The sequence below is a fragment of the Acidobacteriota bacterium genome (genome assembly GCA_039683095.1).
GTDB lineage: Bacteria > Acidobacteriota > Aminicenantia > Aminicenantales > Saccharicenantaceae > RBG-16-66-30.
Map to the genome: position 1 here is coordinate 34488 of JBDKSB010000003.1, position 12971 is coordinate 47458.

General features: G+C 65.6%; 6 protein-coding genes. All 6 read left to right on the forward strand.

The features are described 5' to 3' along the window. Positions 1–68: 68 nt before the first annotated feature. The 6 genes from rpoB to tuf all read left to right on the forward strand — a co-directional run bounded on the left by rpoB (position 69) and on the right by tuf (position 12919). The gene (gene rpoB, locus ABFD52_03705) at positions 69–4352 is read left to right on the forward strand and encodes a DNA-directed RNA polymerase subunit beta (protein ID MEN6559861.1); all 4284 of its coding nucleotides are present in this window, start codon (positions 69–71) and stop codon (positions 4350–4352) included. Further along, positions 4352–8509, forward strand: a complete 4158-nt coding sequence (gene rpoC / locus ABFD52_03710; protein ID MEN6559862.1) for a DNA-directed RNA polymerase subunit beta' — start codon at positions 4352–4354, stop codon at positions 8507–8509. The genes rpoB and rpoC overlap by 1 nt, the downstream gene beginning before the upstream one ends. Positions 8510–8646: 137 nt before the next feature. After that, positions 8647–9036: a 30S ribosomal protein S12 gene (gene rpsL / locus ABFD52_03715; protein ID MEN6559863.1), complete on the forward strand. Its 390-nt coding sequence runs from the start codon at positions 8647–8649 to the stop codon at positions 9034–9036. Between the two features lie 17 nt (positions 9037–9053). Continuing rightward, positions 9054–9524 carry a 30S ribosomal protein S7 gene (gene rpsG, locus ABFD52_03720; protein ID MEN6559864.1) on the forward strand — a complete coding sequence of 157 codons (471 nt, stop codon included), beginning with the start codon at positions 9054–9056 and terminating at the stop codon, positions 9522–9524. A 53-nt stretch (positions 9525–9577) separates the two neighbouring features. Then, positions 9578–11677 (forward strand): elongation factor G, encoded by a 2100-nt coding sequence (gene fusA, locus ABFD52_03725; protein MEN6559865.1) that lies wholly within the window; start codon positions 9578–9580, stop codon positions 11675–11677. Positions 11678–11716: 39 nt separating this feature from the next. Next, positions 11717–12919, forward strand: coding sequence for an elongation factor Tu (gene tuf / locus ABFD52_03730; protein ID MEN6559866.1), 1203 nt, complete (start codon positions 11717–11719; stop codon positions 12917–12919). Positions 12920–12971: the final 52 nt, after the last annotated feature.

Genomic DNA, 12971 nt, shown 5'->3' on the forward strand with positions numbered 1-12971 from the left:
TGGCTGAGCGTCCGTCGGGCCGGTGCCGGAAACAAGGACACTCGATCTCTGCGTGAGAGTGAGACAGAATGGCCAAAGAACCTAGACAACCGTACCGCGAGAGGGTCGACTTCTCGAAGATCAAGGCGGTCTTCCCGATGCCGGACCTTCTGGACATCCAGACGCAGTCCTACCGCGATTTCCTCCAGATGGATCTCATGCCCGAGGAGCGGAAGGACGCCGGCCTCCAGGCCGCGCTGAAGGATGTCTTCCCGATCTCCGATTTCAAGGAGACGACGGAGCTCGAATTCCTGAGCTACTCGATCGGGACGTGGGAATGCAAGTGCGGGCGGCTCAAGGGGGTCGAGAACTCCCGGGCCAAGTGCACGGCCTGCCAGACCCTGCTCCCCGCGGACATGGAGATCTCCGAGAAGGAGGTCTGCCCGTTCTGCGGCGCGGCCCGGAAGATCGAGCTGCCGCTCTGCGAGCACTGCGGCGACCGCGTCGGGCTGCGGATCAAGTACACCCCGATGGAGTGCATCCAGAAGGGCTACACCTATTCCATCCCCCTCAAGCTCAAGGTCCAGCTCGTTTCCTGGGACAAGGACGCCACGACCAAGGCCAAGCGGCTCAAGCACATCAAGCAGCAGGAAGTCTATTTCGGCGACATCCCGCTCATGACCGACAAGGGCACGTTCATCTTCAACGGCATCGAGCGGGTCGTCGTCAGCCAGCTCCAGCGCTCGCCGGGCGTGTTCTTCCGCCAGGCCGAGACCAAGGGCTTCTATATCGCCAAGATCATCCCGTACCGGGGCGCCTGGGTCGAGTTCGAGCACGACGCCAAGAACCTGCTCTGGGTCCGCCTGGACCGCAAGAAGAAGTTCCTGGCCACCGTCTTCCTCCGGGCCCTCGGCTACGGCAGCGACGAGGAGATCCTCCGGCTCTTCCACAAGGTCGCCAAGGTCGTGGTCGAGGACGGCAAGCTGTTCTGGGAGGTCGGGGACGGCCTCCTCGGCCGGACCCCGGCCGAGGACGTCATGGACGCCAAGGGCCGCAAGGTCCTGGCCCCGGCCAAGAAGAAACTGACCGCCGAGACGCTGGCCGCCCTCAAGGAAGCCGGCGTCAGCCGCGTCCCCGTCAGCAAGAAGGACATCATCGGCGCCTATTCCCTGGCCGCCATCAAGGGCAAGGTCCGGACCAACGAGCCCATCGAAGACACCTCGCTCGAGATCCTGACGGCCCGGGGCGAGCCCTTCGAGGTCTTCTATCCCGAGGAGGACCGGGCCGGCCTGATCATCAGCACGACGCTCAAGAAGGACCTGCGCAAGGACACGCCCTCGGCCCTCGGCGAGATCTACCGCAAGCTGAGGCCCGGCGAGCCCCACACCCAGGAGAGCGCCCACAACCTGTTCCAGAGCCTGTTCTTCAATCCCCAGAAATACAACTTCTCCCGCATCGGCCGGCTGAAATTCAACATCAAGCTCGGCCTAGAGACGCCGCTCGAGGAGAAGACCCTCGGCAAGCAGGATTACGTCGAAGTCCTCAAGTACCTGCTCAACCTGCGCTTCGGCGAGGGCGCGGTCGATGACATCGACCACCTCGGCAACCGGCGCGTCCGCTCGGTCGGCGAGCTGGTCGAGAACGCCTTCCGCATCGGGCTGACCCGCATGGAGCGGACGATCAAGGAGAAGATGACCATCACCGCGGACCTGGCGGCGGCCATGCCCCAGGACCTCATCAACTCCAAGCCGGTCATCGCCGCCCTCAAGGAGTTCTTCGGCAGCTCCCAGCTCTCCCAGTTCATGGACCAGATCAACGCCCTGGCCGAGATCACCCACAAGCGCCGCCTCTCGGCCCTCGGCCCCGGCGGCCTCAGCCGCGAGCGGGCCGGCTTCGAGGTCCGCGACATCCAGACCTCGCACTACGGCCGCATCTGCCCGGTCGAGACGCCTGAAGGCCCGAACATCGGCCTGATCTCCTCGCTCAGCTGCTTCGCCCGGGTCAACGAGTACGGCTTCATCGAGACCCCCTACCGCAAGGTCGACAGCGGCCGCATCATCGACTTCGTCCAGGTCCTCCACCCCGGCAGCAGCGAGTACAAGATCGGCGACGTCGTCAAGAAGGACGAGATGGCCAAGGTCGTCGAGCGGCTCAAGGCCGAGAAAGCCCGCCGCCTGCCGACGGTCGAGCCCTATTGCTACTACCTGACGGCCTGGGAAGAGGAGAAATACAACATCGCCCAGGCCAACGCCCCCGTCGACGAGCGCGGCCGGTTCCTGAACGACCTCGTCAGCGCCCGCGAGAAGGGCAACTTCAAGAACATCCCCCGCGAGCAGATCCACTACATCGACGTCTCGCCCAAGCAGCTCGTCTCCCTGTCCGCGGCCCTGATCCCGTTCCTCGAGCACGACGACGCCAACCGGGCCCTGATGGGCTCGAACATGCAGCGCCAGGCCGTGCCCCTCATCCGGCCGGAGGCCCCCCTGGTCGGCACCGGCATCGAGGACCTGGTCGCCGTCGGCTCCGGCGACGTGGTCGTCTGCAAGCGCAGCGGCACGGTCGGCTTCGTCGACGCCGAGCGGATCATCGTCCGCGTCGACGAGAAGGAGGGCGGCCGGGGCTACGACGTCGGCACCGACCTCTACACCCTGACCAAGTTCCTGCGGACCAACCAGAACACCTCGACCAACCACCGGCCCATCGTCCGCAAGGGCGACAAGGTCGCCCGCGGCCAGGTCCTGGCCGACAGCTCCTGCACCGACGGGGGCGAGCTGGCCCTCGGCCGCAACGTCCTCTGCGCCTTCATGCCCTGGCGCGGCTACAACTACGAGGACGCCATCATCGTCAGCGAGAAGCTCATCAAGGACGACGCCTTCACCTCCCTCCATATCGTCGAGGAGACCATCGAGGCCCGCGACACCAAGCTCGGCCCCGAGGAGATCACCCGCGACATCCCCAACGTCCCGGAGAACCTGCTCCGCAACCTCGACGAGAACGGCATCGTCCGCATCGGCGCCCACGTCAAGTCCGGCGACATCCTCGTCGGCAAGGTCGCGCCGAAGGGCGAGACGCAGCTGTCGCCCGAGGAGAAGCTGCTCAAGGCCATCTTCGGGGAGAAGGCCCTGGACGTCAAGGACGCCTCCCTCTACTGCTCGCCCGGCGTCGAGGGCACGATCATCGACGTCCGCATCTTCTCGCGCCGGGGCATCGAGAAGGGGCCCCGGGCCAAGGCCATCGAGAAGGACGAGATCGGGACGCTCAAGCGCAACCTCGACGACGAGATCCTGATCATGGAGCACGAGAAGTGGGACAAGGTCCGGGCCCTGCTCAAGGGTTCGACCGTCGAGAAGGCCCAGAAGCTAGAGGACCTGAGCCTGGAGAAGGGCGCCAAGCTGACCGACAAGGTCCTCGAGTCCCTCGAGTTCGAGGACGTCCTCAAGCTCAAGCTCAACGACGACGAGGCCCGCGACCGCGAGATCAAGGACCTCGACAAGAAGGTCAAGCGCCAGATCGAGGCCCTCCGCGGTATCTTCAAGGAGAAGGTCGAGAACCTCAAGAAAGGCGACGAGCTTTCTCCCGGGGTCATCCAGTCGATCAAGGTCTTCATCGCCATGAAGCGGCGCCTGTCGGTCGGCGACAAGGTCTCCGGCCGCCACGGCAACAAGGGCATCGTCGCCAAGATCGTGCCCGAGGAGGACATGCCCCGGCTGCCCAGCGGCCTGCCGGTCGAGATCGTCCTCAACCCGCTCGGCGTCCCGTCCCGAATGAACGTCGGCCAGATCCTCGAGACCCACGCCGGCTGGGCCGCGCGGACCCTCGGGTTCTGGATGGCCACCCCGGTCTTCGACGGGGCCAGCGAGACCGAGATCAAGCAGCTCCTCAAGAAGGCCGGCCTGCCGGAGACCGGCAAGACGCCGCTCTACGACGGCGTCACCGGCGAGTTCCTGGACCAGGAAGTGACCGTCGGCTACATCTACATGATGAAGCTCTTTCACCTCGTCGACGACAAGATCCACGCCCGCTCGACCGGCCCGTACTCCCTCATCACCCAGCAACCGCTCGGCGGCAAGGCCCAGTTCGGCGGCCAGCGCTTCGGCGAGATGGAGGTCTGGGCCCTCGAGGCCTACGGCGCCGCCTACTGCCTCCAGGAGCTGCTGACGGTCAAGTCCGACGACGTAGAGGGCCGGGCCAAGATCTACGAAGCCATCGTCAAGGGGGACCTCGACTTCACGCCCGGCCTCCCCGAATCGGTCAACGTACTCATCCGCGAACTCCAGAGCCTGTGCCTGAACGTGGAGCTGGAGAAGGGCGAGAAGGACGAGATGCTCCCCTGGGGCATCGCCGTGCCCCAGCCGGGCAAAGGAGAAGCCTAATGGACATTCGACCTCCGATCACCACGGCTCCCCGGCCGCGGCCCGAGTTTGACCGGGTCCGGATCAGCATCGCCTCGCCGGACAAGATCAAGAGCTGGTCCTGGGGCGAGGTGACCAAGCCGGAGACGATCAACTACCGGACCTTCAAGCCCGAGAAGGACGGCCTGTTCTGCGCCAAGATCTTCGGGCCCATCAACGACTATGAGTGCCTCTGCGGCAAGTACAAGCGGATGAAGTACCGGGGCATCATCTGCGAGCGCTGCGGCGTCGAGGTCACCAAGAGCAAGGTCCGCCGCGAGCGCATGGGCCACATCCAGCTGGCCTCGCCCGTGGCCCACATCTGGTTCTTCAAGAGCCCGCCGAGCCGCATCGGCCTCGTCCTCGACCTGTCCATCAAGGACCTGGAGAAGGTCCTCTACTTCGAGTCCTACATCGTCATCGACCCGGCCGACACGCCGCTCAAGGAGAAGCAGCTTCTCAACGAGGAGGAGTACAAGGACGCCCAGGAGAAGTACGGCGACAAGTTCGAGGCCTCCATCGGCGCCGAGGCCATCAAGACCCTCCTCGTGAAGATCAACATCCAGAAGGAGGCCGACCGCCTGCGCAAGCTTATGAAGAAGGAGACGTCCCAGCAGCGCAAGCTCCGCTACGCCAAGCGCCTCCGCGTCTTCAAGGCCCTCAAGCGCTCCGGCAACCGGCCGGAGTGGATGGTCCTCGACGTCATCCCCGTCATCCCGCCCGACCTGCGGCCCCTCGTCCGCCTGGACGGCGGCCGCTTCGCCACCTCGGACCTGAACGACCTCTACCGCCGGGTCATCAACCGCAACAACCGGCTCAAGAAGCTCATCGAGCTCAAGGCCCCCGAGCTGATCATCCGCAACGAGAAGCGGATGCTCCAGGAGGCCGTCGACGCCCTGTTCGACAACGGCAAGCGGGGCCGGGTCCACCTCGGCGCCAACCGCCGGCCGCTCAAGTCGCTGAGCGAGGCCCTGCGCGGCAAGCAGGGCCGCTTCCGCCAGAACCTGCTGGGCAAGCGCGTCGACTACTCGGGCCGCTCGGTCATCGTCGTCGGCCCCGAGCTCAAGCTCAACCAGTGCGGCCTGCCCAAGAAGATGGCCCTGGAGCTGTTCAAGCCCTTCATCTTCAACAAGCTCGAGAAGGAGGGCCTCGTCCCCAGCGTCAAGGTTGCCCGGGAATGGCACGAGCAGGAGCGGCCCGAGGTCTGGGACTACCTCGAGGAGGTCGTCCGCGAGCACCCGATCTTCCTCAACCGCGCGCCGACCCTGCACCGGCTCGGCATCCAGGCCTTCGAGCCCCTGCTCGTCGAGGGCAAGGCCATCCAGATCCACCCGCTCGTCTGCGCCGCGTTCAACGCCGACTTCGACGGCGACCAGATGGCCGTCCACATCCCGCTCTCGGTCGAGGCCCAGATCGAGGCCCAGACCCTGATGCTCTCGACCAACAACATCCTGTCGCCCGCCCACGGCCGGCCGCTGACCATCCCCAGCCAGGACATGGTCCTCGGCTGCTACTACCTGACCCTCGAGAAGAAGGGGCTGAAAGGGGAGGGCCGCATCTTCGGCTCGCCCGAGGCCGCCCTGCTGGCCATGGAGGCCGGCGAGGTCGCCCTCCAGAGCATCATCAAGCTGCGCTTCAGCGGGCCGTTCATGAACCTGGCCACCTACTACGACGACCAGGGCGTCATGACCTGCCCGGTCCAGTCCTTCAAGAACGAGCTGGTCGAGACGACCCCCGGCCGCATCATCTTCAACGGGGTCCTGCCCAAGGGCCACCCCTTCGTCAACGGGGTGCTGCGCAAGAAGGGCATGGAGAACCTCGTCTTCTACACCTACCTCAAGGTCGGCCTCCAGCCGACCGTCCAGATGCTCGACGCCCTGAAGCAGCTCGGCTTCACCTACGCCACCCGGGCGGGCTTCTCCCTGGGCATCGACGACTTCGTCATCCCCGGCGAGAAGAAGGCCCTGGTCGACAAGGCCGAGCGCGAAGTCCAGGCCATCGAGAACCTCTACCGCGACGGCACCATCTCCTCGGGCGAGCGCTTCAACCGCGTCGTCGAGATCTGGGGCACGGTCACGGACAAGGTCTCGAGCGCCATGATCGAGGAGATGAAGCGCATCAGCCTCGAGGGCAAGGAGCTCAACCCGCTCTACGTCATGGCCGACTCCGGGTCGCGCGGCAACAAGCAGCAGATCCGCCAGCTGGCCGGCATGCGCGGCCTGATGTCGAAGCCCTCGGGCGAGATCCTCGAGACCCCCATCACGGCCAACCTCCGGGAGGGCCTGAACGTCCTCCAGTACTTCATCTCGACCCACGGCGCCCGCAAGGGCCTGGCCGACACGGCCCTCAAGACGGCCAACTCGGGCTACCTGACCCGCAAGCTCGTCGACGTCTGCCAGGAGGTCATCGTCGACGAGCACGACTGCGGCACGCTCAAGGGCATCAACGTCTCGGCCATCGTCGAGAACGGCGAGATCATCGAGCCGTTCCTCGACCGGATCGTCGGGCGCGTCGCCCTCGAGCAGGTCGTTCACCCCGACACGGGCGAGGTCATCGTCGAAATGAACGGCGAGATCACCGAGAAGATCGCCCAACAGTTCCAGGACCTCGGCATCGAGCGGGTCAAGATCCGCTCGGTCCTGAGCTGCGAAGCGAAGCGCGGCATCTGCCAGCTCTGCTACGGCCGCTCGCCGGCCTCCGGCAAGATGGTCGAGCTCGGCGAGGCCGTCGGCATCGTCGCCGCCCAGTCGATCGGCGAGCCCGGCACCCAGCTGACCATGCGCACCTTCCACGTCGGCGGCATCGCCATGGGCGGTGCCGAGCGGTCCAAGATCGAGGCCAAGAACGAGGGCGTCCTGAAGTTCAACAACCTCAAGGCGGTCGCGAACAAGGAAGGCACGCTCATCGTCGTCAACCGCAGCGCCAACATCGCCGTCCTCGACCACCGCGGCCGCGAGGTCGAGCACTACCAGGTGCCCTACGGCGCCCGCATCCTCGTCCCCGAAGGCCAGGAGATCAAGTCCCGCCAGGCCTTCGCCGAGTGGGACCCCTTCAACACCTTCATCTTGACCGAGGAGTCGGGCGCGGTCCGTTTCCACGACGTCGTCCTCGGCGTCAGCATGGAGGAGGTCCAGGACGAGTTCACCGGCCTGATCACCCAGGTCATCATTGACCCCAAGGACGAGAAGCTCCAGCCCCAGGTCGAGATCGTCGATCCGAAGCGGACCGACGACAAGGGCCGGCCGGTCCTCCTGCGGAAGTACTTCCTGCCCTCGGGGGCCAACCTCGAGATCAAGGACGCGGAGGCGGTCTTCGCCGGCGACGTCCTGGCCAAGATCCCGCGCGAGGCGGCCCGCACCAAGGACATCACGGGCGGCCTGCCCCGGGCCGAGGAGCTGTTCGAGGCCCGGCGGCCCAAGCTGCCGGCCGTCATCAGCGAGATCGACGGCACCGTCCAGATCGGCGGCCTCGTCCGCGGCTACCGCAAGATCACCGTCCGCAACGAGCGCGGCGGCGAGAAGGAATACCTCATCCCCAAGGGCGCCCACCTGAGCGTCTCCGACGCCGAGCGCATCCGGGCCGGCGACGCCCTCATGGACGGGCCGGTCAATCCGCACGACATTCTGCGCGTTCTCGGCGAGAAGGAGCTGGCCGAGTACCTCCTCAAGGAGGTCCAGGCCGTCTACCGGCTCCAGGGCGTGGCCATCAATGACAAGCACATCGAGACGATCATCCGGATGATGCTGCGCTGGGTCAAGGTCGAGGAAGTCGGGGACACCGAGTTCCTGATCGACGAGCAGGTCGACAAGTTCGTCTTCCAGGCCGAGAACGAGAAGGTCATGAAGAAGGGAAGCAAGCCGGCCAAGGCCCGGCCGCTCCTCCTGGGCATCACCAAGAGCGCCCTGAGCACGGACAGCTGGATCTCGGCCGCCTCCTTCCAGGAGACCACCCGGGTCCTGACCGAGGCCTGCCTGTACGGGAAGGTCGACTACCTCCGCCGGCTGAAAGAGAACATCATCATGGGACGGCTCATCCCGGCCGGAACGGGCTACAAGTTCTACCGGAACGTCGAGCTGAAGGAAGAAATGCAGCCGCTCCTGGCCGAGAAGGAAGAGGAGGAGGTCCTGCCGGACGCCTGAGCCCGGGAGAACGACAAGTCCGTAAATTCCTTGACAGGATGGACAAATTTTGCTAATATCGCACCATTCGTCTCGGGCTATCCCCCTGGGGATGAATAAAACCTTTTGAGAAATCTTGTGTAGAGGAGTATTTTTCATTGCCGACCGTCAACCAGCTCATCCGCAAGGGGCGAACGCCCAAGAAATACAAGAGTAAGTCTCCGGCCCTCGACGCCTGCCCTCAGAAGCGGGGCGTCTGCACCCGGGTGTTCACGACGACCCCGAAGAAGCCGAACTCGGCCATGCGCAAGGTCGCCCGCGTCCGCCTGACCAACAACATCGAGGTCACGGGCTACATACCCGGCATCGGCCACAACCTCCAGGAGCACTCGATCGTCATGATCCGGGGCGGCCGCGTCAAGGACCTGCCCGGCGTCCGCTACCACATCATCCGCGGCACGCTCGACGCCGAAGGGGTCCAGAACCGCTGCAAGGCCCGCTCCCGCTACGGGGCCAAGAGACCGAAAGAGAAGCGGGTGGCGGCCTAAGGCCAGGAGCATTTCCCATGCCGAGACGCGGAACCATCAAGAAGCGCAAAACGCCGGTCGACGCCATCTACAACAGCTCGGTGGTCGCCCGGTTCATCAATCTCTTCCTGCGCAAAGGGAAGAAGACGACGGCCGAACGGGTGGTCTACGGCACGATGGACATCCTCAAGGCCAAGACCAAGGAAGACCCGCTCAAGGTCCTGGAGAAGGCCCTGGAGAACGTCCGGCCCTTCCTCGAGACCAAGTCGCGGCGCGTCGGCGGCGCGAACTACCAGGTCCCCATCGAGGTCGCGCCGGGGCGGTCCTATTCCCTGGGCTTCCGCTGGCTGGTCAAGTACGCCAAGGAGAGGGGCGGCAAGAGCATGCAGGAGAAGCTCTCCGCCGAGATCATCGACGCGATCAACAACCGCGGCGGCGCGGTCAAGAAGCGCGAGGATACGCACAAGATGGCGGAGGCCAACCGGGCCTTCGCTCATTATAAATGGTAGTCTTCAAGAAAGAGCTCGGTCTGTGATTTGGGTCGATATGGAGCGAACTGTTTATGCGGTCATACCCGGTCGAGAGAGTACGGAACATCGGCATTATGGCCCATATCGACGCCGGCAAGACGACCACGACCGAGCGGATGCTCTTTTACACGGGTATGACCTACAAGATTGGCGAGGTGGACGACGGAACGGCCGTGATGGATTGGATGGTCCAGGAGCAGGAGCGCGGGATCACCATCACCTCGGCCGCGACGACGTGCGCCTGGCGTGACCACCGTATCAATATCATCGATACGCCCGGTCACGTGGATTTCACCGCGGAGGTCGAGCGCTCCCTGAGAGTGCTCGACGGCGCGATAGCCATACTGTGTGGAGTTGGCGGCGTCGAACCGCAGTCCGAGACAGTGTGGCGCCAGGCCGATAAGTATCGGGTGCCGCGGATCGTGTTCATCAACAAGATGGACAGGGTCGGCGCGGACCCCGAACGGGCGGTCCTCATGCTGAGGACGCGGGTGGCGGCCAAGCCTCTGCCGGTCCAGATCCCCCTGGGTAGGGAGGACGGATTCCGCGGCGTGATCGACCTCATCGACCGCAAGGTCTATGACTGGGGTCAAGACATCCTGGGGACGGACTATGTCGTCCGCGAGGTCGCGGACGGAGAGCGCGAGGAAGTCGAACGGAAGCGACAGGACATGCTGGAAATGCTGAGTGAGCACGACGACGCCCTGATGGCGAAGTACCTCGACGGGATCGAGGTGCCTGCGCCGGAGCTGCGCGCCGCCGTCCGCCGGGCCACCCTGGCCCAGGACTTCGTCCCCGTCCTCTACGGGGCCGCCTTCCGCAACAAGGGCGTCCAGCCGCTGCTCGACGCCGTCGTCGACTACCTGCCCTCGCCGGCCGACATCCGGCCGGTCGTCGGGCATCACCCCAAGACGATGGCCGAGGAGACGCGGCCGGCCTCGGACGAGGCCCCGTTCTCCGGCCTGGTCTTCAAGATCGCCAACGACCCGTTCCTGGGCAGCCTGGCCTACTTCCGGGTCTACTCCGGCAAGGCCAAGGTCGGGCAGGCCGTCTACAACTCGACCAAGGGCGAGGAGGAGAAGCTCTCCCGCCTGCTCGAGATGCACGCCAACAAGCGGACGGAGATCAAGGAGGTCTACGCCGGGGACATCGCGGCCATGGGCTCGATGAAGAACATCTCGACGGGGGACACGCTCTGCCTCAAGAGCCATCCCATCGTCCTCGAGTCCATCCGCTTCCCGGAGCCGGTCATCTCGGCGACCATCGAGCCCAAGACCAAGGCTGACCACCCCAAGCTGGCGACGACCCTGGCCAAGCTCGTCCGCGAGGACCCGACCCTCAAGGTCAGCCAGGACCCGATGACGGGCCAGACGCTCCTGCGGGGGATGGGGGAGCTGCACCTCGAGATCGTCATGGACCGGATGGAGCGCGAGTTCGGCGTCAAGGCCAACCTGGGCAAGCCCCAGGTCGCTTATAAAGAGACCATCCAGGCCGAGGCCGAGGGCGAGGGCAAGTACATCCGCCAGGCCGGCGGCAAGGGCCTGTACGGCCATGTCGTCCTCAAGCTCGAGCCCCTCGACCGGGGCCGCGGCTTCGAGTTCGTCGACCGGACCCGGGGCGGGGTCATCCCGCGCGAGTTCATCGGCGACATCGAGAACGGCGCCCGCGAGGCCTGCGAGGCGGGCGTCGTGGCCGGCTTCCCGGTGACCGACCTGCGGGCCGCCCTCGTCGGCGGCTCGACCCACGACGTCGACGCGGCGCCGGTCGCCTACAAGATCGCGGCTTCCCTGGCCTTCCGCGAGGCCGCCAGGAAGGCCGCCCCGGCGCTGCTGGAGCCGCTGATGAAGCTCGAGATCGTCGCCCCCGACGAATATCTGGGCGACGTCGTCGGCGACATCAACGCCCGGCGGGGCAAGATCGAGGGCATGGAGATGCGCAGCGGCTCACGCGTCATCATGATCCATGTCCCCCTGGCCGAGATGTTCGGCTACGCGACGGCGCTCCGGACCCTGACCCAGGGCCGCGGCGTCTTCGTCATGGAGTTCGCGCGGTACGACCGGACGCCCCAGGGCGTCCAGGACGAGATCGTCGCCCGGATCGAGGGCCGCATGCCGTTCCGGGCCGACGCCTAGGAAGCGTTTGGAGTTAGTAAGCCATACAGGAGGTGAGCGATGGCGAAAGAAAAGTTTGCGAGGACGAAACCCCATGTCAACGTCGGTACGATCGGTCATATCGACCACGGCAAGACGACGCTGACGGCCGCCATTACCAAGGTTTTGGCGACCAAAGGCCTGGCCCAGGCCAAGAGCTACGACGACGTCGCCAAGGCCGACGCCAAGATGTTCCGCCGCGACGCGACGAAGATCCTGACGGTCGCCCTGAGCCACGTCGAGTACGAGAGCGAGAAGCGGCATTACGCCCACATCGACTGCCCCGGCCACGCCGACTACATCAAGAACATGATCTCCGGCGCGGCCCAGATGGACGGCGCCGTGCTGGTCGTGTCCGCCGCCGACGGCCCCATGCCCCAGACCCGTGAGCACATCCTGCTCGCCCACCAGGTCAACGTGCCGGCCATCGTCGTCTTCATGAACAAGTGCGACCTCGTCGACGATCCCGAGATCCTCGACCTGGTCGAGCTCGAGGTGCGCGAGCTGCTCTCGAAGTACGACTTCCCCGGAGACAAGGTCCCGGTCATCCGCGGCAGCGCCACCAAGGCCCTGGAAGACCCGGCCGGCGAGGGCGCCAAGCCCATCTGGGAGCTGGTCAAGGCCATGGACGACTACATCCCCGAGCCCCAGCGCGAGGTCGACAAGCCGTTCCAGATGGCCATCGAGGACGTCTTCTCGATCACCGGCCGCGGCACCGTCGTCACCGGCAGGGTCGAGCGCGGCGTCGTCAAGGTCGGCGACGAGTGCGAGATCGTCGGGCTCCGCCCGACCCGCAAGACCGTCGTCACGGGCGTCGAGATGTTCCGCAAGCTCCTCGACCAGGCCCAGGCCGGCGACAACATCGGGGCCCTGCTCCGCGGCGTCGGCAAGGACGAGGTCGAGCGCGGCCAGGTCCTGGCCAAGCCCGGGTCCATCACGCCGCACCGGAAGTTCAGGGCCCAGGTCGTCGCCCTGACCAAGGAAGAGGGCGGGCGGCACACGCCGTTCTTCAAGGGCTACCGGCCGCAGTTCTACTTCCGGACGACCGACGTCACCGGCTCCGTCAAGCTGCCTGACAACGTCGAAATGGTCATGCCCGGCGACTCCGTCAACCTGGAGATCGAGCTGATCACCGACGTGGCCATGGAGAAGGCCCTCCGCTTCGCCATCCGCGAGGGCGGCCGGACGGTCGGCGCCGGCACCGTCACCGAGATCATCGAGTAACAGCGAGGCCGCCGAGGGTCCGCGGGCCGCGTGGCCCGGGAGAGCCCGAGGG